We start from the raw sequence: 25,664 nt of genomic DNA on the forward strand, positions 1-25,664 counted from the left end.
TAAATGAATAAAATAAGCGCAGGTATCCTATCAGAGGTACCTGCGCTTATTTATATAATCCAACAGGTAAATTCCAAGGTGAAGAGCCAAAGATTTATTTTTTTTTGCAGCGGCGAAATGGTCTATCCGTCACTAAATAAGCCAAATTGAGGTGCATTATTAAATAAATAGCCATTCATAGGATCTAACTATTTTATTAATTATAAATAGATAAGCTATTCTTGGAAGAATAGAAAATAAATAAAACCAACCTCTGCTCAGCAGTGAAAGAATAAAACCAGAATAAATTTGCCTAGTATATCCCACCCGCTATTTGGTATAAATTAGAGTTGATCCCCACTATACCACTTTTCCTCCCTCTAGCTGCTCAAATGATCAAGGCTACGCCTAGACTCAAGTCCTTATCATGCACCTTGTCTCTGAGAGCAGAGCTATGCAATATGACAGCCTTGCTCCTTTTTAGCTTCACCACTTATAAGGTGGACCCTGCGGACTGATCGTCAGATAGAAACGTGAGCCAAAACTTAACTTTTGAAAGAACTACTCTGATTCATGTATTATATGCTTCTCTTCCCTCAAAAATCGATTAGAATACTATATTAAATCGAAGCTCCTATCATAAATCCCTCAAATCCAGAAAGTGGAGCGATTCACACTAAATTATAAAGCAGCGATAGAGGCCAAGCATAGTATTTCTATGGCAAATCGCCTTTGTTAGCAATATATCCCTTCCTGTTTTCTAAACTTTGCGCAACAAACCCTCCATGGAAGTATATAAAGAACCAAAATCAAGGTAAGAAATAGTGAATATTACAGTAGTAAGTTTTTAGAATTTATCACCGAAAAAGGCCATCTCGGAGGGAGATCGAAGGAATCATACACATACATAATTAATCAATACCCGCACTTGGAACACTCATTTTGCGTATTAACTTACCCGAGGTTTTGGAGGAATGATGCGCTTAATTCCTGATTAAGTCTTCGCTGAAAAAGGTAAATTAGTACAATAGAAATTTATAAAAATTAATCAGTGGCCATACAAAAACAACCTATTTCCACGTTATAAAGCCTAAAAATCCCTGTGTTTTTTACTTGTTGCAGGTAAAAGTCATATATAAATTAGAAAATTAAAGTTTATTTTAATAACTTTCTAGGAGAAAATCAGTTAAACAACTAGTGAAATACACCCTATCACTTCTTCAGGCACCTTGGAGAGGTATCACTTTTAAATAAAAACAAAATGTCAGAAAGTAACATCACAGACAAGCAGATCCTTGATCACCTTAATTCAAAAAAAGAGGATTTAAATCAGGAATTAAAAAAGATTGAAGTCGCTATTGCAGCATTGAATGGGCTGTCTAGCCCTAAAGCGGGAAGAGCTGGCACGACAAAGAGCATCGGAAGCAAATCAAAAGGAGCCGCAAAAAAACTTCCTGCAAAGGAGGCATTTGATAAAAATGATAAGGTAGATTATAAAATCGCCTATGCATTAACTCAATTAAAAGAAGCCAATAAGGTAGAAATCATTGAGGAGATTTTAAAACAAGAACCAGAGATGGACCAGAAAAGAGCTGAAGGAAATGTAGCGGTAAGGCTTTCTTTCTTGGTTAAGAATGACATGATCCAGGCTTCTCGCTCTGGAAGAAGCTATATTTATAGTTTATATTAATAAAAAAAATAGAGTACCTCCCATGATCAGAGGTACTCTATTATTTTCCTAATGCTTTTTTTAATCGTCCCAGGAGTAATTTTAAGATTGGGCTATTCGCTATTTCCATCTGCTCCTTTATCTCTTGCTAAGTTTATTTTTCCTCAGACAATGAGGAGACTTTCCTATAATTCTAATAATACTCTCTAATCTGCTTTAGCCTTATTCCATTCCTGGCAATACAGGATCTTCATTAGTTTGATAGAAGATTCTACCCGCGAGCCTCATGAGCTCTACTTCGGCCACTTTGGTGGAATACACCGCATCGATCAATCTACTCTCAGCATTGAGGCGATTGACCTGAGCGTCTCTGAATTCCAGGTAGCTGGTAAGTCCCGACTTAAAGCGATCAAAAGCGATCGCTGTATTTTCCTCCACCACCTTATAATTAGATTGTTCGATATCGAGTCTTCTTATGCTATTTTCATAGACATTATAAGCCCGATGAAGATCCGACCGAAGCTGCACCTCATATTGATCTAAGGTATAGGCTTGGGTCTGCTGCTGCACGCGAGCCCGCTGGATCTGCCGGTTTAAGGTAAAGCCACTGAAGATATTAATCCCCACGGTGGCGCCAAAGCTATACCCCTGACGCTTATTTTGGATCAGGAATCCTGCATCGGAATTGGACACCGATTGTCGGTAATTCCCATCCAATGCGAGGTAAGGCAGCCGCTGAGCTTGCAATTCCTTATACTGCAGATAGGCCACATTTTCTTCTCTTCTATTGATAAGAAGCATCTTATTCTGACCAAAGGCATCCTCTAATAATGGGGGCAAAGTAATATCAGGATTGATCAATACTGTATCCTGAATGGCATAATTGATCTCTGCATCCACCGCCAGGAGTTCGTTCAGGTTAATCCTTGCAGTTTGGATCACCTGTTCCTGAGAGACCAACTGGGATCTATCGGCATTGAAATCCACCTCTGCGGCGAGGTATTGAGATTTAGAACTGCCACCCAGCTCATACTGGGCCTGCTCGATATCCAGTCGCTGCTGGGACAGCGCCACGGTCTCCTTCAGCACCTCATATCTATCCAGCTCGACCGAGAGTCGGTAATAAGCATTGGCGATAGAAGCCACGGTATTTTCTATGGCCACCTTGGCCTGAAGCTCTCCGATTTCAGACTGCTCGCCTAGGCGTCTTAGCGCCACCACGGCATCATATCGAAATCCATAGATACCATTAATATTAAAGTTCTCTCCAGTGGATTTCGCCCCATTGATATTTCGCGGTTCGTTTTCACTCACAAATTGCTGCTCAACGTCCTCGGTACTGGTGGTCCGCCCATAGGTGGCATCCAGAGAAGGTAGCAAAGGTCCCAATCCAAGTTTCTTATCAATCTCAGTAATCTCCTTATCCTGTAAGGCGATTTTGATATCATAATTATTTTCCAGACCCATGGTCACTGCCTGCTCGAAGGTCAAGGTCTCCTGCGCTGAGGCGGAGGCCGCACCGATCATACATCCCAAAATGGCCAAATATTGCTTTATCATACTCTCGCTACTCTTGCTGATTTTGATGTCAAATAGGAATAAACTCCCGGAATAATGAATAAGGTCAGGAAGGTGGAAAGCACCAAGCCGCCAATTACCGAAACTCCCATAGGGGTCCGGCTTTCTGCTCCTGCCCCTAAGGCCAAGGCGATCGGTAATATCCCCAGGATCGTGGATAAACTGGTCATCAAAATAGGTCTAAACCTAGCGACCGCTGCCCCAATAATGGCATCATCCACTCCCAATCCATGTGCCTTACGTTGGTTGGCAAATTCTACGATCAAGATCCCGTTTTTGGTCACCAGCCCGATCAGCATAATGATACCAATCTGACTAAAGATATTCAGGGTAAAATCTCCCAGCCATAAGGACAATAGGGCGCCAAATAAGGCCATAGGCACGGTGATCATAATGGTCAGAGGATCCATAAAACTCTCAAACTGTGCCGAAAGCACTAGATAAATGAGGATCAGGGCAAATAAGAAGGCAAAGATCAAACTATTGGAGCTTTCACGAAATTCCTTAGACACTCCCGCCACGTCTGTCGTGAAACTGTCATCCAGCACCTCTGCGGCTATTCGATCCATCTCATCCAGCCCATCGCCTATGGTATAGCCCGGCGCCAGGCCTGCCGAAACGGTAGCACTCACGAATCGATTGAAACGATACAACTGCGGCGGGGTGCTTTTTTCACGAATCTGCACCAGGTTATCCAGCTGCACCAGCTGACCATTCTCCGCTCTTACATAAAGCATGCGCAGGTTGATAGGCTCATTCCGATCTTCCTTCTGCATCTCTCCCACCACCTGATACTGCTTTCCATTCATGATGAAATAATCAAATCGCTGACCTGAATAAGACAGCTGGAGCGTCCTTGCTATCTCCTGTACAGACACTCCTATATTCCGAGCCTTATCCCGATCTATTTCAATCTCAATTTCTGGTTTAGTAAATTTCAAGTTGATATCCGAGAACTGAAATACGCTGCTCTGGCTTACCTTATCCATATAAGTAGGGATCACCTCCTTGAGCTTATCCAGGCTCTGTGCCTGTAGCACATATTGCACAGGCAAGCCTCCTCGACGATCACCGATGGACTGAGGCTGGGAAGCGAAAGCCCTTACATCGGTCTTATTCCTAAGAATCCCCGACACCCCATCAAATACATCCTGCTGACTCAGCGTCCGCTCTGCAGCATCCACTAATCGAACAATGATGAATCCGGAATTGGTGCTCGAAGTACCAAATCCCGGGGAAGTCACAGAAATCAAGCTACTCAAGACCTCCGGAGGAATGGCTTCTTTCATCTCCACTACCAGCTCATCGATCACCCGATCCATATAGTCAAAGGTCGCACCCTCCGGTCCACTCATACTGATCCGCATCTCTCCACGGTCCTCCACAGGAGCCAGCTCGGAGGGAATAGAAGTGAATAAGGCATAAATGCCAAATCCCATCAGGGCGATAATCACAAAGGACACCCATCGGATTTTCATAAACCATAATAGGGAGGCTTCATATTTTTCATTTAACCATACAAAGAAGGGCTCGGTCACATTATAAAACCAATTGTGCTTCTCACGCTTCTTTAGTAACCTGGAGCTCAGCATTGGCGTCATGGTAAGAGCCACAAAGGAGGAAATGATTACCGCTCCAGCCACCACCACTCCAAACTCCCTAAATAATCTACCCGTGGTACCACTTAAGAATATCACTGGCAAAAACACCGCTGCCAGCGCAATCGTGGTGGCCAGTACGGCGAAGAAAATCTCTTCTGCACCTTGCTCAGCCGCCTTCATAGGCTGCTCACCCTTCTCGATCTTGGCATATATATTCTCCAATACCACGATGGCATCATCCACCACCAGTCCTATCGAAAGCACGATTCCTAGCAGCGTCAGCACATTGATCGAGAAGTCCATCACATACATAATGAAGAACACCCCGACCAGGGATATAGGTATAGTAATCACCGGAATGAAAGTGGTCCTCCAATCCCGAAGGAATAAGAAGATGATCGCCACCACCAATATAAAGGCCAAGAAAATGGTTTCCTTCACCTCATCAATGGAGCCTCGGATATATTTGGTGGAATCAAAGCCAATCCCAAGCTCGATATCGTTGGGCAGGTCTTTTTTGATAAACTCTAATCTTCTGTAAAATTCATCTACAATCTCAATACTATTGGAGCCAGGCAAAGGCACGAGCACCACGCCCACCATGGGCACGCCGTCTCTTTTGAGGACGGTACGTTCGTTTAGCGGGGCCAGCTCTGCGATGCCCACATCTCTAAATCGGACTATATTATCATTGTCCTCTTTGATGATTAGGTCATTAAATTCATCAGGAGTGGATAGGCGGCTCTTGGTCCGCACAGAGAGCTCGATGGTATGCCCTTCTATTCTTCCAGAGGGAAGCTCCACATTCTCACTTTGCACCTTATTCAGCACATCCAGCGGGGTGGCACCATAGGAAGCCATCCGGATGGGGTCCATGCGCAGACGCATAGCATACTCTTTTTCTCCCCAGATCTGCACTGCGCTGACGCCGGGGATAGTTTGAAGTCTTTCTTTGAAGATATTATCGGCGATATCGGATAGCTCAAGAAGGGATTTTTTATCGCTTTTGACATTCAGAAAAACGATAGGCTGTGAATCGGCATCAGCCTTAGATACCACTGGTGGCTCGGCATCAGGAGGAAGATTCCGCTGAGCACGGGAAACTTTGTCCCGCACATCATTGGCGGCAGCTTCCATATCTGCCCCTACATCAAACTCCACCGTGATATTACTGGTGCCATCATTAGAAGTCGAAGTCAGGGATTTGATACCTGAGATGCCATTAATTGACTCTTCGAGTGGCTCGGTAATCTGTGCCTCGATCACATCGGCATTGGCACCGACATAGGAGGTCCGCACATTGATGATAGGAGGATCAACACTGGGGTACTCCCGCACCCCCAAAAAGGTCATCCCGATAATCCCAAACAAGATGATCGTCAGGGAAAACACTATGGCCAATACTGGCCGTCTGGTACTTATGGTAGATAAACTCGCCATATCAGTTCGCTTCTTTTAGCGTGACTTGCATCCCTTCTTTTGCTTGCAATACTCCTGTCGTAAGTACCAATTCTCCCGGCTTCAGGCCCTTGGTGATTTCCACCTGACTCTCTGTCCGTACTCCGATCTCCACGGTACGCTCCTCCACCAGTCCATCGGCAGAGGCCACAAAAACCTTATATCCGCTAAGCTCCGGAATCAAGGCCTCGGCGGGGATAAGCATGGCCGTCTCATTTACGGCCAAATTAAAGCTAATATTCACAAACATACCTGGAAGGAACTTTCTATCCTTGTTTTGGCTGATAGCTCTTAAGGTCATCGTCCGAGTATTGGCATCGATCACGGGCTCATAGGCATATACCTCTCCCGACTGCTTTCCTTCCGCAGTATTATTCGAAAAACTGATGGTAGAGCCTATGGTCACCAAGTTGGAATACCGCTCCGGAATAGAAAACTGAATTTTTATAGGATCAATATTGACAAGATTAGCGATCACATCGGAGGTCCCGATTACTGAGCCCACCGATACTTGCCTCAATCCAAGTACACCATCAAATGGCGCCTTGATCACTAGTTTGTCCAGCTGGGCGCTTACGAGCTTGATATCCGCAAGAGTGGTATTGTATTGGTTTAAGATAACATCATATTCCTCCTGACTGATGGCCTCCCTGGCCAGGAGCTGCTTCTGTCGGTTTTCCTGTCCTTCGTATAGCTTCTTGGTAAACTCCAAGCGGTCCAGCTGCGCGTCAAGTTCATCCTTATTCAAGGTTATCAATGGGGTTCCCTTTTTTACAAATTGTCCCTCCTCAAAGTGAATGATCTCCACCAGGCCATTCACCTCCGCTCTTAACTCCACGAATTCATTGGGCATGATATTTCCGGTGATATTGAGGTTGTTCTCTAATCGCTCAGTTTTGATCTCTATTACTTCTACAGGAAGGGCCTTGGCTGCTGATCCGGATTCTGCCATGGCTATGGGAGCAGCCTCTTCTTTGCCAATATTAAGGCGCGGATACACAAAAATCATCGCGATGACCAATACAATGGCCACCATCACTATTATCTTGGTTGTCTTATTCATTTCCTAAATCACTAGGCTTATTATAAATGGGAATATAAATTTATCAGTTATTCCAGGCTCGCCTATATCGGCATACTCAGGGCGGTAAGGCCAGTGGCAGGGTGAATCAAAAGTAATCAGAATCCATATTCACCAAACCGACACTCCTTAAACCTTACCATTCAGCGCTATATCCTTTGTCAGGACCATTCCACTACTTAAAGTAAAGCAATTCACATTGAATAATAATAAAATAAAACACAGATGGCAAATGAATGCGATCAGTGGTATCCTATAGCAAGCTTATTGTCTATAATTAAGACTGATAATTGACAATAAACCGAAAAAATGGCAATTCCCACTCAAAAGCGAAGGCTCTTTTTAAAAAAACATCAAAAAAATGAAGTCTTACTTAAGGTAATTATAGGGGTTGATGGCATTTAGTACTTTATCTAATTTCGGCCCCGGTGCAAATCTATAAATGAAATTCAAACGGTAATTTCCAGTAACCAGGTCATTATTGAAGTCATCAGTTTTGGCTAACCTCACATTATTATACACATAGTTGGCATTGATCGCCCACTTTTTAGAATTATAGCCCGCACTGGCCTTCAGGAAGTAATTTGAGTTGACAGACCAGTTTTTTGCTTTCATCTCTCCTTCGAGTTGGGTATAATTTAGGCCCAAATTAGCGGTCGCAGATCCCATAATAAAATAATGCTGGTCAATCACCAGAGTATAGGCATAACCGATATTGGGACCAAACTCCCAAAAGGTGATCTTATCAAAATTGCGGACAGAGCCTTCCGAAAGCTGGGAGGGAATCAGGCTGCTGTCTCCTAACACCTGACCACCATACATCTCCAATCCTGCAAGTAAGGAGCCAGCAGATTTCTTCTGCCATTCCGTCTGGAGGAAAGCCGCTTTATAGGAAAATTTCTCTGCATTAAATACATACTTGACCGAGCCCCCAATCTCTCTAACCTTCATATCCGGTCGGTAATAGAAATTCTGATTCTCTAAGGCCTGAGCCCCTTCGGGTACCAAGTGATAACCCTTATAGAACTGGGCAAAACCATCTATGGCCCATTTGGAAGGATAGGCATGCACCTGCGCATCGAGGTATTTGGTTTCACCCTGCCCCTTGTCAGGATTTAGAAAACCAAAGCCATAGGCCAGGTTTAAAGTGAAGGAATTATAAGAAGCACCCACCCCCATATTAAGAGTGGAGTTGGGGCGGTATTTTAAATCTGCAAATTCTCCCGTCCGATCTTTAATGTCTAAGCCAGTATATTTCCTGGAGAAATAATACCTGCCAGTCACCAGTTCAGGAAAGCTCTCAATATAGCTGCTGTCACTAACCACCTGAGCTTTTAGGTCTTGGCCTGGAGATAATATCATTCCCATCACCACTAAAATCAATGCTCCCAATCCTATCGTATTTCCTTTCATATATCGCTTTCTTCTCAGACCCGAAAAGTATTAATTAATTAGGTCATAATACAATTTCATTCAAGAAATATTATGTAACAAAAAAGAAGCCTAAGCTTTAGGCTATGTGAATTATTATCCGATAAATCTCCACAAAGAATTTAAAGACCCTATCTCTATCAAGGGTATCTTGGATTTTATCCTTAAAGAAGTAGAATAATTGGCAAGGAATAGCCGCTCAAAAAGAAGCGTCTAATTTAAGGAATAAAGATCAGAAGGGGGAATAGAGGTGAGCGAGAAAGGTTTATATGCCTAAGCTGCTATAAAAAGCCTCATAAAGAAAAAAGTAAGTGCTCCCGATATGGTACTGGAAACCAAATACGCTTTTACAAAATATGAATTCATCCTATTCTTATAATTAAACAGAGAAAGTGTTCCCAGCAAATAGGCGGCAAACAGCAGTACGGCAGTGGTGATAGTTTGAATCATGGTCTCCTTGCATTTTAGAACTGCAAATTGGCAGAATCCTCATAGATAACAGCCTGTTTATCATTAAGTTTATGTTAACATATCACAGTGTCCCACTTAGCTCAGAAAGTAGACCTCTAATGATCGGAATCAAGTCGCTGGCATACATTTCGACTTTCTACCCCCAAGGGTAACGCTCTCTGCATAAAATAAAAATGGAAAGGCATTTTAAAACCCCTACTCCTTGTGCCTTATAATCTGGGAACATCCTGACGAAGTAATGCAGCGTGGGGTGGATAATGACATGTCGACTAAAAACGCCAAATGCCACCCTTTCGATAAGGATGGCACTTAGGTTAATTTAAAGGAGGTTTATGAAAAGTTATCCAGAAAATAACCTCCAACTTTATTACACACACTAAAAGTCCATAGTAGAAAAAGTTGCTTAATCACCCGAGACAAATGTACTAAATTAAACCTATACAAAGCAAGTAGTTCTTCCTGAAATTTTCAGATATTTTACTTGAATAATGCCAAACAATACTAAAAATGAGTAATTTTTTATCAAAAAAAAGATATATCAACCAATTATAAGGATATTTAGCCTAAAATACGGTTAAAACAATGAAACAAGACTAATATTACGCATAACGCAAGTAACATGTATTCAAAATACATTTTTAAAAACAGATCATCCATTTTATTATGGATCAAACAAATATAAAGGCTGTAAAAATATTCTCATAAATCTTCAAATATTTTATTTTTTATTCTAGACCAACCGCTCTAAAGGCCCAAAAGGCAGGGATTCTATTCTAATCCGGATCTTAATCCAACTAAAAATTCAGTTACTATTTATTCATAAAAACCATCGACCCCTGATTATATCCCAAAAGTAAGCCTACTATCAGCCCATACTACTTATCCCCTGATGATAATGAATCCCAAGCAAAGGGTATAAGCATGAAGATGGAGAAGGATAATATACTTTCTAATGAATGGAAAAGTATAGGAAAACCCTTTATATTTGGCCTAATAATTAAACTCACAAAACCATCATGAAATCACCTTCCCCACTTGTCAGCGTAGTCATTCCATGTTATAATCAGGGAAAATATCTCAAGGAAACGGTTATTTCGGTCCTAAACTCAAAGTACCGACCGCTGGAGGTGATTGTGGTCGATGACGGTTCCTCAGATGATTCTTTAGAAATTGCAAAGCAGATACAAGGTGAATTTCCAGAAATTAAGCTCATCAATCAGGAAAATGGAGGGGTATCAAACGCCCGAAATAATGGAATCGAAGCGGCTCGGGGAAGCATTATTCTGCCTCTGGATGGAGACGATCTGATTAGTGAGGAATATATCGGTGAGGCGGTGAGGGTATTAGAAGAAAAGCCGCAGGTCAAGGTTGTTTATTGTGACGGAATAAAATTTGACGAGTCCGGTCAGAAAACATGGAACCTGAAGCCTTTTGACAGGCACCAACTGGCCCTAGACAATATGATCTTTCACGCTGCGCTGTACCGCAAGGAGGACTGGAAAGCTGCCGGCAAATACTCTGAAGAGATGCGGTATATGGGCCGGGAAGACTGGGAATTTTGGATAAAGATGCTGAAAAACGAAGGAGAAGTGGAGCAACTGCCATTTACAGGCTATTATTATCGACTCACGCCTACCAGCAAACGCAAGAAAACAGCCACTTCAGAGAAGAAAAGGGAGCGGATAGCATTTCTTAATCAGCGTCATAAGGACTTTTATGATCGGGAACTCAATGGCCCCCTCCGCTTCAACCGTTCCTGGTCCAAAACCTATAATACATTCCTCAAGCTCATCGGGAAACTCTAGATTTTATCCATGCCCTTCCAGAATTTCAGGAAGTAATATTTCAGGGGATTCTTATACTTCAATTGTTTCCAGGGTCTGCTTCCATGAGGCTTATGAAGTACCGGTGTATCCATCAAGACATAGTTTTTGAAGCCCAGTTCCACGGATTTTTTGGACATAAAGGTATCATACCAGTCCTTGGCATCATCCAGGCTCATGAAGTCATAGCGTTGCAAAAACTTAGGACTAAACAGGGTACAGCAGAAGCTTAAACTCCGATTGGTATCAATCACAGGGGCCTTCACCTCCTTAAATTTCAAATAAGGAAAGTTAACTTTCTTATCATAGCCCACGGTAATGGCGCCGATAAGTCCTGCATCTGTATGCTTTTCTAGAAAATCGAGCATTTTCTCAATGGTATGATGCTCCACCGTCACATCGGACTCCACGACGAGCAGCGGAAGGCCTTGCTCTATGGCTTCCTTCTGAGCAATCTGCAGCACCAATTTATAATTTGGCGAAGGGCTGTCGGTAATATCCTCCAGGTGGACCACTTTATAGCCATGCACGCTACTATTCTCATCCAGCTGGACCTTGGTTTCTTCGGTGCTGAAGTCATTATAGATTTTATGCTCCACCGGCACGGAAGAGGCTTTGATGGCCTCAGCGGTCTCTAAGGTAGTTTCTATTGAGTTTTTTACGGGTGTAATGACAAGCGCCTTTACCATAGTCTAAAAGGATAAGGTGGTTAAGCCTAGTTTAAAGCTTAAGGATAATAAAGATACAAAGTTGATAAATTAATCCAATAACGAAACTAAAGCCAGGAGGGATTCACTGGCAGAGCACAAAAAAGTTAGAGACTTCGCAGAAACCTCTGAACTAAAGGCAGGATGAATACTGAGGGGGGAAAGCAAAAAAAAGCCCGGGCTGAAGATCATCAGCCCGGGCTCTTAGGAAGTATATGCTTAGCTAAGTTTAGCTACTGCGTCTTTGATTCTCTTCAAGGCTTCTTTCAGTTCCTCCTCAGAGGCTGCATAAGAAAGGCGCACGCAGTTTGGCGCACCAAAAGCAGCTCCTGTCACCAGGGAAACGTGAGCTTCATTGAGGATATAAAGGCAGAAATCATCTGCATCCTTAACGGATATCTCTCCTGTGGATTTACCAAAGAATGCCGTAACGTCAGGGAAGAAGTAGAATGCTCCTTCAGGGACGTGAGTTTTGATTCCTGGGATATCTCTAAGCAGTCCGAGCACCAATTCTCTTCTACTCTTATAGGCTTTCTCCATTTCTAAAGAAGGCGTCTGGTCACCAGTGATAGCTGCAAGAGCTGCACGCTGAGCGATACCAGTGCCACCAGAGGTAAATTGGCCTTGGATTTTTTCACAAGCTTTGGCCATGAATAGTGGTGCGCAGATATAACCTACTCTCCATCCTGTCATTGCATATCCTTTAGAGAAGCCATTGACGGTGATGGTACGGTCAAACATCCCCGGGATAGCCGCCATGCTGGCGTGCTGACCAGTGAAGTTGATCAATTCATAAATCTCATCAGCGATGACATAGATATTGTCATGCTTCTTCACCACATCTGCAATCGCCTCCAGTTCTTCTTTACTGAATACGGAACCGGTAGGATTACAAGGAGAAGAGTATATTACCGCCTTGGTTTTGTCGGTAATGGCCTCATCCAACTGCGCGGCAGTAGCCTTGAAATTGTTTTCTAATGTTCCTTCGATCAGGACAGGAACCCCACCAGCCAGCTTGATGATCTCAGCATAGCTAACCCAGTATGGGGAGAAGATCACGACTTCATCACCTTCGTTGATCATGCACATGAAGATATTGGCAATGGAATGCTTTGCTCCTGTAGAGAGCACAATATTTTCAGCTTTCGCATCAACGATTTTATTTTGCGACTGAAGCTTTTGAGCAATTGCTTCTCTCACATCCTGATAGCCTGGCACAGGAGAATAAGAGAAATACTTCCCTTCGTCAATCGCTGCTTTTGCAGCGTCCTGGATATGCTGAGGAGTCTTAAAGTCAGGCTCTCCCAAGCTAAGGCTGATAATGTCTATTCCTTGGCCTTTAAGCTCTCGTGCTTTTTTTGCCATAGCCAGCGTAGCTGACTCTTCCATATTAATAATACGGTCTGATAAAATACTGCTCATTTGCTTTATAATTGTTTTACTATGGTCAGTTTATTATTATTTTGCACCCTTAGTGGCCAGTCTATCCGAGAGAGCACTGCTCCTCAGACTGATGACCATTCTAATAACTGGGCAAAATTAAGGATTCTGCTTGTTAATTCTAAACCTTTCTTTTATTTAGAATATAGATTCTATAATTTCAACTATTTCCAATAAATAAGTAAGTTAATTAGGCCATTTATTGATAAATATTCCAAAAACTAAAACCTACGGAATTGCCAATCAATACTCTAAACCATATGGAACTCTCAAAAATCAACTATATAGCACTGATAGTAGTGGCATTTACCTTTATCAAAAGCAGCTGCTTGGGACAGGGTTTTGGAGAAATTTCCTCCTCTGGCTCCCGTCTGTCAGACTCTTCCGGTGTGGTCAATAGGTCATTAGTTCCTGTGACTGCACCCCTCTTATTATTTGATGATGAGAAAAGAAAGAACGAAAAGAAGGACAAGAAAAAGAAGGAGCGTAAGAACATCTATTATGGTGAGCAGACCAAAACCGCCTATGTAAGAGTGGAAGTGCAGGGAAGAAGCGAATACCAGTTGTTTCACTATACCACTCGAAACCGTATCGTCAATCCCTATATCCGCGACCTGTATTGGTATGATATCAAAGAGAGGACCGTCCGTACCTCCGGTTATACTCCAGAAGCGGGCTACCTCCTACATGGTCCCTACAAAAAGGAGCTTAACGAGGTGGTCGTGCAGGAAGGAATGTTTTATTTCGGCACCAAGCACGATCGCTGGATGACCTATGATCAGAACAATATCCTAATCAATAAGGCCAAATTTGAGGAAGGCTGGCCCAAAGATTCCAAAGTCACCTATTATAATCAAGGCGAGCAGGAAGTGGAGAAGGTCATCCCTATAGAATATGATTTAAAAGAAGGCAATTTCTTTCATTTTTATGACAATGGTAAGTTGGGAGTGATGGGAGAATACCATTATGGCGAAAAAGTGGGAACCTGGACCTGGTATTGGAATACCGAAAATGGACCGCTGGTGCGAAAGAGGGAAATTCAGTACCAGGAAGAGCCCTTCACCAAGCATTTCACCCCTTATATAAGAGCTGAATGGGACGAAGAAGGAAAGCTCATCTATCGTGATGACCGATAATCGCCTCCTCGCCAATAGTTTATCCCTCAAACCTTCACTTTTACTGGAAAATTACAGATATTAAGCAATCATTTAATTTCCCGATATGCCTTTTTTACTGTTTATGGCGTTTTTTCTTGGTTCGGCTATGGAAGTATTTCCTCAGTCCGCCCATTCTTTTTATCTCAAAACAAGCTCCTCTTCACCGTCCTATTCTCAGGATTCTCTGGCAATAGAAACCGCCATAGACCAGTCCAAGAAGCTTCATAGAAACGAGCACGATGAAGAAGAAGAATACAAACTCGCTGAGCAGGCGATCAGCCGGTCCATAGAACTGGGGGATACCCTGCTTTATGCCAAATCGCTGGATAACCTTGGGCTGCTCTACCGCTACCATCAGCGCTATGACGAGGCGGTGCCGCTACACGCAAAGGCCTATAAGCTGCTGGAAAAGCAGAAGAGCGCTAAGCTACCAAAAATGATCTATGCCAATAATGCAGGTGTCGCCAGCCGATATGGGGAGGACTTTGACATGGCGGTGTATTACTACCTGGAAGCGCTGAAAATCGCCGAGGAGGAAAATGACCTCCGCAATATCGCCATCTCCTGTAATGGCCTAGGCAATACACTCATCTACCTGCCGGGCAGGGAGGAGGATGCTTTGGCCTATTTTGAGCGATCTCTGGAGGCCGAAAACAAGCGTAATAATAGCCTGGGAGTAGCCATGAACTACCTCTCCATCGGAGATTATTTCACTGAGCAGGGCAAATATGAAAAGGCCAGAGAATACCTCGACAAATTACTAGAGATTAATATCAGCCGAAAGGATACCTTTGGTCTGGGCATCACTTATGAATATTTTGGGCAGAACTTCTTCCTGGAAGGCAAGGACCTCGATAAGGCTCAAAAGTATTTTGAACTGTCCAAAGAGCTATTTGTCAAACTAGGAGACTTACATAAGCAGGCCGACCTCACCAAACGGGAGGCAGACATCTTTCGCCAAAAGGGCCAAATCAACCTAGCCGAGGAGAACTACCTAAAAGCCTGGGAAATGGCTGAAAAAATTAAGAGTAAGGGATTGATCCAAGACGCCTCGTACTGGTTATACATCATCCATGAGCAAAGGGGCGAGCATCAAAAAGCCCTGGCCTACTTCAAAATATCAGAAAATTACCGTGATAGCCTGGCGCTGATGGATCAGGAGACGCAGATTGCGGCAATAGAAAAAAGATTTGCGATAGAGAAAAAAGAATCCCAGATCGAATTATTAGAGAAGGACAAAGACCTACAGCAAGCGCAGCTGGACAATCAGTTTAATGCACTGAAGAGCCATCGACTGGTGCTCATCCTAATGGTCATCCTGCTGTTCACGATTATTACCATCACCGTATTGCAGTTCAGAAATATAAAGGCTAAGAAAAAAGCCAATGATCTACTTATCGCACAAAATCATCGAATCAGTGAGCAAAAAGATCAAATAGAACAGGTAAATCAGCAACTGGAAGAGACCTTTGAGGAGCTGATCCAGGAGCAGCGACATAGTGAAGAAAAGCGCATTAAGCTGCTGGAAAGCAAATTTGAAAACCGCATTCAGTCCTTAGCGCTTCAATCTCTGGAGTCCCAAATGAACCCCCACTTTCTCTTCAATGGTATGAATGCGGTAAGATGGCTGGTGATGAAAAATAAAAATGAAGAAGCCAAGGAGTACATTGATACCTTTGCCCGCCTGCTAAGGATGAGCCTTACCAATAACCGAAAGAAAGCCATCAGCCTTGCCGAGGAACTGGAATCGACCAATCTCTATCTGAAAATTGAGCGACTGAGGTTTGACGGGGAGTTCACTTACCAGACCATCATCAGTCCGGAAGTCAGGACGAGACAGGTATTGGTACCACCAAAGATCCTCCAACCTGTCGTCGAAAATGCTATAAAACATGGGCTATTGCCCAGCAGAAATCCTCATAGGAAACTTATCATCGAGGTCCAATACGCAGAAGGACAGGTAACGGTCTCTGTCATAGACAATGGGCTGGGGTTCGGCAGCACGCGCTATGCCCATCATGAACCAAAACCCGATGGGACGCATTTAGGATTAAAATTGATAGAAGAGCGCTTATTGATTTTCAACCAGCAGCACGCAGATCAAGTCAGCTTCCATATAAAAGCCAACCTGGACTCAGAAGGTCAGGTTCTCGGTACCATTGCAGAAATCAAAATCTCATTCTCTGAGGCTTTTGACACCGTCTAGCTGCCCCAAAGGCGAGAAACATTCAACTGCCTACCCGTAAGAAAAGCAGGAATATCTCTAAATCTGGAGACCTTCGCCTCTTTCACTTTTAGCGGAACTGCCTTACCATCACAATCTAATAAATAGACCTGAAGTTTATCAAAGCCAGGAAAAGCATTGCCATAAAAGTATCCATGCTGAAAATCGTGCACCCTCTCGCTAGTCTCACCTTCCAAGTACAATATATAGCCTGAAAAATCTTTTTCCTGCGAAGGGCTTACCCTATACTTAAATATCTTCTGGCCAGGAATGGGCTCCACCAATACTTCGGCAATCATAGGCCCCATATTTTCCTCCAAATCTCCCTGGTTCCCTTCTACAAAATGGGCACTCCCTCTAACCATAATTCTTTCGGCCTGATTTGACTTGGGTTCGCACGAATACAGCCCCACTAAAAAAAGGAATAAGAATAAACGATTCATGATTGGTTGTGATGGAAATTATAGTTCTACAAGTAACTTTTACTTAACAAATAGAGTTCAATGAATTTCATAAACTTGATCGACGATTATTTCTGGGTTGTATTGCAAAATTTCAATGATTCCTTTTAACAAAATCCGCTCCACTTTGTTTACAAGCTTTTTAAAATTTACCTCTTTTTTTAGGCAGTACCCTCTGCCTTTTAGCAATTCACTGAGTATAAGGCATTTTATACACGGGAATGAAAAAATCTACTGCTCTGCATTGATTTTGCGCTCCTAAACCTAACCATGGCTGGAAACTAAAATATGAACAGGGTAATAGAGCTAGACACGAATGGTTGGACTTGGCGAAAGTAGTTTAAGGCAGTGGCGTAAGTCCTACTCAGAAACCATAAAGCCGAACTATACTCTTGAGAACCACAGTACAGAACACATCTTAGAGGGGATGGTCATCCATATACATAGAGCATAGTTCGGAAAAAGTGCTTTATAATCTAATGTAAACTACCTCAGGAAAGTACTATAGATCAATGATATTTCAAATAACCAAATATTACAGTGGTCTTCTAAATGAGTATTGACTGGTTTCCAGTTATTATTTGTGCCTCATATCCCTGATTTCACTTCTTCATTCTATTCGATTTTCCTTTTACTTTCAGCTAAGAAAGCCGACCCCCGTGGGCGCAGTAGCCTACAAAATCGATTGTAATGGACCATAGGCCAATTTAAAAATTGGAATTTAATGGTGAAGCACCTTAAAAACCCTAAAGTCATGCTCGAATGCCATTTAACTTAAGTATATTGTTAATTAAGTACCATTGGCAACCTGTTTAACAAATCACAGGTTGGAATTTTCCTATTTGAGCGAAAGCGATAAAACCCACAATATCAAACCCAATGACAAATGAAAGTTGGCATAATTGACGATGAGAAACACTGTATTGAGAGTTTACAATTGGAACTTGCAGGTTTAGAGGAACCTGTTGAGGTTATTTTTTGCAGCTCAAAGGTGGATGAAGGGCTTCAAAAAATCAGCGAGGAGCCTATCGACCTTTTATTTTTGGATGTTGAAATGCCGCGGGTCAATGGCTTTGAATTTCTTGATTTATTAGACAAAATCGACTTTGAGGTGGTCTTCACCACCGCCTATAGTCAATATGCGGTAAAGGCATTTAAATACCATGCCTTCGACTATCTCCTGAAGCCGGTGGCCAAGGCTGAGCTCAAAGATCTGGTCACCAAATATCAAGGAAGCCATATTGCGAAGTCCTCCGCCGAACAGCCGGAACTATTACGCTTTATCTCTTCCCTGAAAAAGGACAATATTATAAAATCAAAAATCGCGGTTCCTGTCAGTGAAGGACTGGAATTTATCAAAGTGGATGATATCCTCTATGCACAGAGTCAGAATAATTACACCATGCTTCACCTTTCGGATGGAAGCACCTTATTATTTAGCAAGACCCTAAAAGAGGCTGAAAAAACCCTGAAAAAGTATTTCTTCATGAGAATACATCAGTCCTACCTCATCAATCCCAATTATATGCGTAAGTATTTTCGGCATGATGGAGGAAGTGTAATGATGGAAAATGGTCAAACTTTACCCATCAGCCAGCGTAAGAAAGAAGAATTACTGACCTTATTTGAAGCGATCGTAAAAAATAAATCAATTTAAGCCTGCGTCCTAGTCACTCCTTCATTCCTGAAAAATAGCCGGGAAGGAAGATATTAGTTATAACCAGGAACCGATCCTTTCCCATTTGAATAATTTAGGGGCCATCGCCTATTGCCTTAGCCAAAAATATACTGTGGCAAAAGACAGTTTTGAACGATTTATATTAGGTAGATCACAGCTGTTATACAGTTAGAGACAATGTTTTGTAGAAGTGGCATAATTATAGTATAATTGGTTAATGCGCTTTTATTTATCACCGACCTAGACCTACACCATGAGATACAGACTTATACTTTTATCTGCGCTCAGCCTCCTGCTGCTGGCATGGTCCTGTAATTCGGTAGAAGAGCGCAAGAAGCCCAAGCCCCCTTTTTGGGAAAGCCCCGTCACCCTAGACCTTGAAGCCATCCAGAAAAGAGGATTTATAAGAGCTGTGGTGGACAATTCCTCCACTAGTTATTATATCTATCGGGGCCGGAGGATGGGCTATGAGTATGAACTTCTGAGAAATCTGGCTAAGCAGCTGGATGTACAGCTTAGGATAATCGTAAATAATGACATCGACAGAGCTTTTTACCTGCTCAATACTGGTCGGGCAGATATCATAGCGCTGAATCTGGTCCGGCTAGAGGAACGAGAGAAGTATGGAAATTTCACCCATAAAATAAACGCACTCTCCTCTGTGGTGGTGCAGCGCGACAATCAGAAGCCCATCACTGACATCAAAGACCTCCACAATAAGACGGTAACGGTAAGAAAATCGGCTATTTATAAAGACCTCCTTCAGGCCTGGGAAGACAGCCTGAATATCAGCATCAATATTATCGAAGAGAACAAAGGCTCGGATGAACTCGTGGATGATGTCATCCGTGAGGAGATAGAATATACCGTGGTGGATGAGGACGTGGCGCTAGTCAATAGCACCTACTATCATGAAATGAGAATGGGGCCGGAGCTGACTGATGCCACTCCCGTGGCTTGGATGGTTCGCAAAAACTCCCCTAATCTTCTCAAGTCAGTTAATAAATGGATCGATAAAGGCAAGCAATCGACTTATTTTGCCATTCTTTATGGCAAATATTTCTTAAATAAAAAGAACAGTTATCACCGCAATATCAGTCCCTTCTCCTCTATCTCTGGCGACCGTATCTCCGTCTATGATGATCTGATCAAAAAAGGCTCCGACTATCTCGGCTGGGACTGGAGGCTTCTGGCCTCTCTGGTGTATAAGGAATCAAGATTTGATACGGTGGCGACCAGCTATGCCGGAGCAAAGGGTCTGCTGCAGCTCATGCCTGTTACTCTGGAGCGATTTGGAGTCACCAACCCCAACGACCCCTATCAAAGCCTCATGGGTGGGGTGCGCTATCTAAAATACCTTGATAAATTCTGGATGGAACGAGTACCCGAAACCAACGAGCGCATCAAATTTATCCTAGCCTCCTATAATGTGGGCCATGGCCATGTCAATGACGCTTGGAGATTGTCCCTGAAATTTGGCAAAGACACCCAAAGATGGAATGACGTAGCCTATTATCTGGAGCGAAAATCCAAGCCTAAATATTATCAGGATCCGGTGGTAAGAAGTGGCTATGCCAAGGGTCACCTAGCGGTGGCTTATGTGCAGGATATCCTGAGTATCTATGAATCCTATCGAGTGCTGGTAAATCCTTAGCAAAGTCCTGCGAAGTCCGCTATTGCTTAGGATAATTTTTTACCGCATTAGAGAACCGCTCCCACTATTTTTCTTCACCAACTATGCCTCCCATTTCAAAAACGGCGATTGGTTTATGGCCAAAAAAATAGTCTCCAGCACCTCATCCTCTGCTTTCACGGGCCAGGCTCTTGGAGCCATGGACAGAGGGATTAAGTTACTGGAGACTAATAAGTCGTTTTCTGCTCGGTATTACATGCTCACTTTATCGAAGATGCCTCTGAAGCTAGTGGCTTCGGCAATCCTTCCATGAAGCTCGCTGATAGGCACACGCTCCTGCTCAGTGGTGTCACGGTGACGGATGGTCACGGTATCATCTTCGAGGGTCTGGTGATCCACAGCAATACAGAAAGGAGTTCCGATCAGGTCTTGACGCGTATATCGCTTGCCGATGGATCCCGCCTCTTCATAGATAATATTAAAGTCATATTTCAGTTTGCTGACAATTTCCTTACCTTTTTCCGGAAGTCCATCCTTTTTGGTAAGTGGAAGAATGGCTGCTTTTACTGGCGCCAGTGCCGGATGAAGTTTGAGGTAAGTTCTAGACTTTCCTTCCTCATTACTTTCCTCAGTGAAGGCATTGCAAAGGGTCATCAAGAACAGACGGTCTGCCCCAATGGAAGTTTCCACCACATAAGGGATATAGTTTTGGTTCACTTCAGGATCGAAATACTGTTGCTTCTTTTTGGAGAACTCCTGATGGCTTTTCAAGTCAAAGTCAGTGCGGGAGTGAATGCCCTCCACTTCCTTAAAGCCAAAAGGAAATTCAAATTCTATATCCATGGCAGCATTGGCATAGTGAGCCAATTTCTCATGGTCATGTGTTCTAAGCTTGTCGGCGGGAATCCCTAAGGCTTTATGCCAGCTAAGTCGAGTGGCAGCCCATGATTTATACCAATCAAGTTCTGTCCCAGGGCGAACGAAAAATTGCATTTCCATTTGTTCGAATTCCCTCATCCGGAAGATAAACTGTCGTGCTACGATTTCATTTCTGAAAGCCTTACCGATCTGAGCGATCCCAAAAGGCACCTTCATTCTAGCGGTTTTCTGCACATTGAGGAAATTCACAAAAATCCCCTGAGCGGTTTCTGGTCGCAGGTAGATGGTAGAGGAGTCTTCCGCCACAGAGCCCACCTGAGTACTAAACATCAGGTTAAACTGACGCACATCGGTCCAGTTGGTCGTGCCACTAATCGGGCAGGTGATATTTTCGTTGACGATAAGGTCTCTTACACCGTCTAAGTCTTCAGCTTCGAGGAGTTTGCCCATAGCAGAAAGAAGCTGCTGAGCTTCTTCTACTTTGCCCTCTTTCTCCATCGCAAGCGCTCGGTCTTCTATAAGAACATCGGCGCGGTACCGCTTCTTGCTGTCCTTATTATCGATCATGGGATCATTGAAACTATCCACGTGACCGGAAGCTTTCCAAGTGGTGGGATGCATAAAAATCGACGCATCGATGCCCACAATATTGTCATTTAGGCGGGTCATGGACTCCCACCAGAGTCTCTTGAGGTTATTTTTTAGCTCAACTCCATAAGCACCGTAATCATATACGGCCTGAAGTCCATCATATATTTCTGAGGAAGGATACACAAAGCCATACTCCTTAGCATGGGAGATGATATCCTTAAGTTGTGCATTTTCGGTTGGTTGATCTTTCTTTGCCATAGCCGCAAAAATAGGGAAATAGCTGGTAAGAAGGAAAATTAGACCTATGGAAAATCAAAAAATGAAGCTTTCTTCTTCCTAAGCTCCTTATAACTATTGTCAGAGCGAGAAATTACCATAGAAATGGGGTAGTTTTTGAAGGATTGAGGCATCAAAGCAGATTATTTCCCTTAGGCTGATTGACGACTTCGGTACACCATATAGCCAAGACCCAGAGTACTCAGAAAAAATATCAGTGTGGACCACTCATAGGTTCTTTTGCTGGCGGCGATGGCATCAATAGCGATATCTTTGTCAGCTAAGGCTCTCTTAAGCTTCCCGATATCCTGTTCCTGCTTCTGCGCTATAAATTTATAATCGTCTTTCTCATATTTGATTTCGGTGGTTTCAATATTCTTCAGCATTTCCAACTCATCCATAATCTGATTATCCTTCAGGACGATTCGCTCCATCCACTCATTCGTTTCCACCATATCCTTCTTGGTACGATTGCCGAATATCCCGGACTTTTGGGCTTCGGAGGACTTCCATTGCTGATGAAGCTCCTGACGTTCCTTTACTAGCTTCTGCAATTTCTCTTGGGCGGAGCTTATAAGAGGGAATAATAAGCAGCATAACAACAGTAATTTTTTCATAGGATTAGTTTTTTTTGGTCAGCCAGGGATCAAATAACGTGCCGATCACCAAGGCTCACAGTTTATACTTATCCTGTTTTTTGCGTTTGAACATCCCCTTTCTGCGCTTTTGATTGGTATAGAAATTATAAAGGTAATTTACCGCAAAAGCAGTCACGGTCAGTGGCACAAAGAAATCGGGCATCATGCGCTTGATTCCTAGCAAGATCATAAAGATGGCGATTATGGCCATTTTATAGGTAGTATGGCTTTCTGGATACGATTTGTACACTAGGATTAGGCTAAGGATTTCCACCAAAATCAAAAATAAAATCAGGTGACTAAGCATTTCCTTGCTGCTCATATCTCCTGAAAATACCGACCAGGCCGCCAAACCGGCTACCGCTACCAAACTAATCGATTGTAATGAGGTATTCAGTTTTTCTTTCATAAAGGTTGCTTTTGGGAGGTTACTGGATGAATATACTTGCTTTTGGCCATAATATCAAAAGCTAAGAGTCTCCGTCCTACTCACGGGCAGGCCTTCCAAATATATTCTACAAAAAAAGGGCGATGTAATCCATTTTACATCGCCCTTTATATATCCTTAACCTAATTTATAATTTTCTCTTGATGAAGTCAGTCATCATATTATACAGGTGCCAGGTGGTATTCCCACCATAGATCCCATGATTCCTATTCGGATAATAGAAGGTCTCAAATTGCTTATCGGCAGCGATCAGGGCATCCACCAGTGCCACCGAATTTTGGAAGTGCACATTGTCATCTCCCGTTCCATGAATCAGCAGGAAGTTGCCTTCCAGCTTATCCACATGGCTCAGTGGGCTATTGTCATCGTATCCAGAGGCATTAAGCTGAGGCGTCTGCAGGTATCTTTCGGTATAGATGGTATCATAATACCTCCAAGTGGTCACCGGTGCCACAGCTATTGCCGTCTTAAAAACATCAGCGCCCAGCATCAATGAAAGTGAAGACATATACCCACCATATGACCATCCCCAGATACCGATGCGGCTGCCGTCTATATAAGGAAGTGCGGCCAGGTAATTGGCACCAGCGATTTGATCTTGAGTTTCGAGATTCCCTAGTTGGCCGTATGTGACGTGCTTGAAGTCTCTTCCTCGTCCACCCGTACCACGATTATCCACGCATACCACGATATAGCCTTCGGAGGCAAGGTGATGATGCCAGAAATCGCGCATTCCACCCCAGGAGTTTTTCACATTCTCAGAGCCTGGACCGCCATACACATACATCAGCACCGGATACTCCTTGCCCTCATCAAAATCTGCTGGCTTGATCATATAGCCATTTAGGCGAGTGCCATCCACGGTTTCAAAGTCAAAAAACTCCTTTTTGCTCAGCGCATAGCCTTTCAGCTTTTTATTGAGCAGGGCATTATCTTCGAGCACCTTGATCAGATCACCCTTAGCCTCTTTTAGGCTCACGGTAAGGGGCGCATTGGCCGTGGAATAATAATCCACAAAATACTGATGATCCGGGCTCATATTGATCCCGTGATTTCCTTCGGCAGGGGTGAGTAAGGTCTTGCCTTTGCCGTTGAATTTCACAGCATAGAGGTTCCTATTTAGCTCAGACTGCTCAGTGGATACATAATATATTTTCTTAGCCTTTTGGTCCACTCCGATTACCTCAGTCACTTCCCAGTCACCAGAAGTCACCTGATTGATCAATTTACCGTCCTGATCATGATGATAGATATGCTTATAGCCATCCTGCTCACTCGTCCTTAGAAAGCCTTTGCCCTCTTCCAGAAACAGCAGGTTATCATTATAGTTAAGGTCCACATAGGTATCTGCCTTCTCCGTAAGGATCACTTTGCTCTTGCCAGTAGCAGCATTGGCATAAAGAAGGTCCAGCTGATTTTGAAGTCTGTTTAGACGGATAAAGGCGAGCGTATTGCTGCTTCCCGCCCAGTACATCCTGGGAAGGTATATATCCTGCTCGGCTCCGGCATCGACCAGGCGAGATTCATTCGCATTAATATCATGAATGTGAATGCTTACCTCGGCATTTTTCTCCCCTGCTTTTGGATATTTGAACTTATAATCCTGGGGATAAAGAGGCCCCCACAGTTGCATATTGTATTCAGGCACCTGGCTTTCATCGAACCGGATGAAGGCGATTTTGCTTCCATCGGGAGACCAACTAAAAGCCTGAGCCATGGAAAACTCCTCCTCATATACCCAGTCTGCGGCGCCATTGATGATATGGTTCCACTCCCCATCTTTGGTGATTTGATGGACCTCATTGTCATCTAAAGTGATATAATACAGGTCGTTGTCCATGACGAATGCCACGCGGGTATTGTCTGGAGATAAGGTGGCATAAGAGATCTTCTTGCCATCCATCAATTCCTGCGAAACCCCAGAGCTCATGTCCACCACATAAAAGATGCCTTTGGAAGACCGTCGGTAGATTGATTCCACTTCCGTGGCGATAAGGGCCTTGGACTCATCTGCATTGAAAGAATAGCTCGAGAAGTCTATTCCGAGTTTATTCCCATCAATCAGTACTGCCTCCTGCTCTCCAGTGGCCACATTCATTTTTACGACCTGGGCCTTGCCATTGTCACGCACGAGAGAAGAGTAGTACTTGCCATCCTTCATCCAGTTGATGCCATGGACGGATTTTTGACTAAAAACATTTTCTTTGAAGATGGCCTCTAAGCTCACCTTTTTTTCCTGCGCAAAAGTATCTACATACATACAGATCAATAATGCCGTCAAGGCATATATTTTAATACGTTTAACCATGTTATATATTGGATTTTATTCTGATCTTAAAGATACGTAAAATGATAGAGCCCGTATGAATTCTAAGCGCATTTTCGAAATTTTTACCCTATGCAGTCCTGTAAAGCCCGCTTTACTCAGTCTATACCCGCAA

General features: G+C 43.3%; 18 protein-coding genes. 6 read left to right on the top strand and 12 right to left on the bottom strand.

What is annotated here, in order from left to right:
• Positions 1-1,240 precede the first annotated feature (1,240 nt).
• Entirely contained in the window at positions 1,241-1,669 is a 429-nt protein-coding gene (locus tag B050_RS0100850) for a hypothetical protein (RefSeq protein ID WP_018471973.1), read from the top strand.
• Positions 1,670-1,870: 201 nt separating this feature from the next.
• On the opposite strand, the gene B050_RS0100855 is transcribed toward B050_RS0100850, so the two are convergent.
• The 5 genes from B050_RS0100855 to B050_RS23535 all read right to left on the bottom strand — a co-directional run bounded on the left by B050_RS0100855 (position 1,871) and on the right by B050_RS23535 (position 9,247).
• Positions 1,871-3,208, bottom strand: a complete 1,338-nt coding sequence (locus B050_RS0100855; protein WP_018471974.1) for a TolC family protein — start codon at positions 3,206-3,208, stop codon at positions 1,871-1,873.
• Positions 3,205-6,267 (bottom strand): efflux RND transporter permease subunit, encoded by a 3,063-nt coding sequence (locus B050_RS0100860; protein WP_026235515.1) that lies wholly within the window; start codon positions 6,265-6,267, stop codon positions 3,205-3,207. The genes B050_RS0100855 and B050_RS0100860 overlap by 4 nt, the downstream gene beginning before the upstream one ends.
• A gap of 1 nt (position 6,268) precedes the next feature.
• Positions 6,269-7,348 carry an efflux RND transporter periplasmic adaptor subunit gene (locus B050_RS0100865; RefSeq protein WP_018471976.1) on the bottom strand — a complete coding sequence of 360 codons (1,080 nt, stop codon included), beginning with the start codon at positions 7,346-7,348 and terminating at the stop codon, positions 6,269-6,271.
• Positions 7,349-7,735: 387 nt separating this feature from the next.
• Positions 7,736-8,779: a DUF4421 domain-containing protein gene (locus B050_RS0100870; RefSeq protein ID WP_018471977.1), complete on the bottom strand. Its 1,044-nt coding sequence runs from the start codon at positions 8,777-8,779 to the stop codon at positions 7,736-7,738.
• A gap of 291 nt (positions 8,780-9,070) precedes the next feature.
• A complete protein-coding gene (locus B050_RS23535; RefSeq protein ID WP_018471978.1) occupies positions 9,071-9,247 on the bottom strand; it encodes a hypothetical protein in 177 nt (58 codons plus the stop codon).
• 1,037 nt (positions 9,248-10,284) lie between these two features.
• Here B050_RS23535 and B050_RS0100885 point away from each other — a divergent pair.
• Complete coding sequence (locus tag B050_RS0100885; protein ID WP_018471980.1) at positions 10,285-11,073, top strand: glycosyltransferase family 2 protein; 789 nt, start codon at positions 10,285-10,287, stop codon at positions 11,071-11,073.
• Here the strand turns inward: B050_RS0100885 and B050_RS0100890 are convergent.
• Positions 11,070-11,780 carry a glycosyltransferase gene (locus B050_RS0100890; protein ID WP_018471981.1) on the bottom strand — a complete coding sequence of 237 codons (711 nt, stop codon included), beginning with the start codon at positions 11,778-11,780 and terminating at the stop codon, positions 11,070-11,072. The two genes, B050_RS0100885 and B050_RS0100890, sit on opposite strands and share 4 nt — an antisense overlap.
• 237 nt (positions 11,781-12,017) lie before the next feature.
• Positions 12,018-13,220: a pyridoxal phosphate-dependent aminotransferase gene (locus tag B050_RS0100895; RefSeq protein WP_018471982.1), complete on the bottom strand. Its 1,203-nt coding sequence runs from the start codon at positions 13,218-13,220 to the stop codon at positions 12,018-12,020.
• Between the two features lie 278 nt (positions 13,221-13,498).
• Here B050_RS0100895 and B050_RS0100900 point away from each other — a divergent pair, with 278 nt between their 5' ends.
• Positions 13,499-14,374: a toxin-antitoxin system YwqK family antitoxin gene (locus B050_RS0100900; protein ID WP_018471983.1), complete on the top strand. Its 876-nt coding sequence runs from the start codon at positions 13,499-13,501 to the stop codon at positions 14,372-14,374.
• A gap of 85 nt (positions 14,375-14,459) precedes the next feature.
• Positions 14,460-16,601, top strand: coding sequence for a tetratricopeptide repeat-containing sensor histidine kinase (locus B050_RS0100905; RefSeq protein WP_018471984.1), 2,142 nt, complete (start codon positions 14,460-14,462; stop codon positions 16,599-16,601).
• On the opposite strand, the gene B050_RS0100910 is transcribed toward B050_RS0100905, so the two are convergent.
• The gene (locus B050_RS0100910; RefSeq protein ID WP_157492479.1) at positions 16,598-16,984 is read right to left on the bottom strand and encodes a hypothetical protein; all 387 of its coding nucleotides are present in this window, start codon (positions 16,982-16,984) and stop codon (positions 16,598-16,600) included. The genes B050_RS0100905 and B050_RS0100910 overlap by 4 nt on opposite strands.
• Positions 16,985-17,966: 982 nt before the next feature.
• Between B050_RS0100910 and B050_RS0100920 the strand changes: the two genes are divergently transcribed.
• Positions 17,967-18,737 carry a LytR/AlgR family response regulator transcription factor gene (locus B050_RS0100920; RefSeq protein ID WP_018471986.1) on the top strand — a complete coding sequence of 257 codons (771 nt, stop codon included), beginning with the start codon at positions 17,967-17,969 and terminating at the stop codon, positions 18,735-18,737.
• A gap of 274 nt (positions 18,738-19,011) precedes the next feature.
• On the top strand, positions 19,012-20,412 hold the full coding sequence (locus B050_RS0100925; RefSeq protein ID WP_018471987.1) for an MltF family protein: 1,401 nt from the start codon (positions 19,012-19,014) through the stop codon (positions 20,410-20,412).
• A 231-nt stretch (positions 20,413-20,643) separates the two neighbouring features.
• Here the strand turns inward: B050_RS0100925 and B050_RS0100935 are convergent, their stop codons facing one another.
• The 4 genes from B050_RS0100935 to B050_RS0100950 all read right to left on the bottom strand — a co-directional run bounded on the left by B050_RS0100935 (position 20,644) and on the right by B050_RS0100950 (position 25,531).
• The gene (locus tag B050_RS0100935; RefSeq protein ID WP_018471989.1) at positions 20,644-22,119 is read right to left on the bottom strand and encodes a glycine--tRNA ligase; all 1,476 of its coding nucleotides are present in this window, start codon (positions 22,117-22,119) and stop codon (positions 20,644-20,646) included.
• A gap of 170 nt (positions 22,120-22,289) precedes the next feature.
• Positions 22,290-22,754 carry a hypothetical protein gene (locus B050_RS0100940; protein ID WP_018471990.1) on the bottom strand — a complete coding sequence of 155 codons (465 nt, stop codon included), beginning with the start codon at positions 22,752-22,754 and terminating at the stop codon, positions 22,290-22,292.
• 55 nt (positions 22,755-22,809) lie between these two features.
• Positions 22,810-23,184, bottom strand: a complete 375-nt coding sequence (locus tag B050_RS0100945; protein WP_018471991.1) for a hypothetical protein — start codon at positions 23,182-23,184, stop codon at positions 22,810-22,812.
• Between the two features lie 166 nt (positions 23,185-23,350).
• Positions 23,351-25,531: a S9 family peptidase gene (locus B050_RS0100950; protein ID WP_052308727.1), complete on the bottom strand. Its 2,181-nt coding sequence runs from the start codon at positions 25,529-25,531 to the stop codon at positions 23,351-23,353.
• Positions 25,532-25,664 lie beyond the last annotated feature (133 nt).

Origin of the sequence: Echinicola pacifica DSM 19836, from assembly GCF_000373245.1 — a bacterium.
GTDB lineage: Bacteria > Bacteroidota > Bacteroidia > Cytophagales > Cyclobacteriaceae > Echinicola > Echinicola pacifica.

What these genes read in the sequence shown, in the direction of transcription:
- B050_RS23535 (WP_018471978.1), bottom strand. Translation starts at nt 9,247, where the DNA reads ATGATTCAAACTATCACCACTGCCGTACTGCTGTTTGCCGCCTATTTG.
- B050_RS0100855 (WP_018471974.1), bottom strand. Translation starts at nt 3,208, where the DNA reads ATGATAAAGCAATATTTGGCCATTTTGGGATGTATGATCGGTGCGGCC.
- B050_RS0100900 (WP_018471983.1), top strand. Translation starts at nt 13,499, where the DNA reads ATGGAACTCTCAAAAATCAACTATATAGCACTGATAGTAGTGGCATTT.
- B050_RS0100885 (WP_018471980.1), top strand. Translation starts at nt 10,285, where the DNA reads ATGAAATCACCTTCCCCACTTGTCAGCGTAGTCATTCCATGTTATAAT.
- B050_RS0100950 (WP_052308727.1), bottom strand. Translation starts at nt 25,531, where the DNA reads ATGGTTAAACGTATTAAAATATATGCCTTGACGGCATTATTGATCTGT.
- B050_RS0100870 (WP_018471977.1), bottom strand. Translation starts at nt 8,779, where the DNA reads ATGAAAGGAAATACGATAGGATTGGGAGCATTGATTTTAGTGGTGATG.
- B050_RS0100935 (WP_018471989.1), bottom strand. Translation starts at nt 22,119, where the DNA reads ATGGCAAAGAAAGATCAACCAACCGAAAATGCACAACTTAAGGATATC.
- B050_RS0100925 (WP_018471987.1), top strand. Translation starts at nt 19,012, where the DNA reads ATGAGATACAGACTTATACTTTTATCTGCGCTCAGCCTCCTGCTGCTG.
- B050_RS0100865 (WP_018471976.1), bottom strand. Translation starts at nt 7,348, where the DNA reads ATGAATAAGACAACCAAGATAATAGTGATGGTGGCCATTGTATTGGTC.
- B050_RS0100920 (WP_018471986.1), top strand. Translation starts at nt 17,967, where the DNA reads ATGAAAGTTGGCATAATTGACGATGAGAAACACTGTATTGAGAGTTTA.
- B050_RS0100890 (WP_018471981.1), bottom strand. Translation starts at nt 11,780, where the DNA reads ATGGTAAAGGCGCTTGTCATTACACCCGTAAAAAACTCAATAGAAACT.
- B050_RS0100910 (WP_157492479.1), bottom strand. Translation starts at nt 16,984, where the DNA reads ATGGTTAGAGGGAGTGCCCATTTTGTAGAAGGGAACCAGGGAGATTTG.
- B050_RS0100860 (WP_026235515.1), bottom strand. Translation starts at nt 6,267, where the DNA reads ATGGCGAGTTTATCTACCATAAGTACCAGACGGCCAGTATTGGCCATA.
- B050_RS0100850 (WP_018471973.1), top strand. Translation starts at nt 1,241, where the DNA reads ATGTCAGAAAGTAACATCACAGACAAGCAGATCCTTGATCACCTTAAT.
- B050_RS0100945 (WP_018471991.1), bottom strand. Translation starts at nt 23,184, where the DNA reads ATGAAAGAAAAACTGAATACCTCATTACAATCGATTAGTTTGGTAGCG.
- B050_RS0100940 (WP_018471990.1), bottom strand. Translation starts at nt 22,754, where the DNA reads ATGAAAAAATTACTGTTGTTATGCTGCTTATTATTCCCTCTTATAAGC.
- B050_RS0100905 (WP_018471984.1), top strand. Translation starts at nt 14,460, where the DNA reads ATGCCTTTTTTACTGTTTATGGCGTTTTTTCTTGGTTCGGCTATGGAA.
- B050_RS0100895 (WP_018471982.1), bottom strand. Translation starts at nt 13,220, where the DNA reads ATGAGCAGTATTTTATCAGACCGTATTATTAATATGGAAGAGTCAGCT.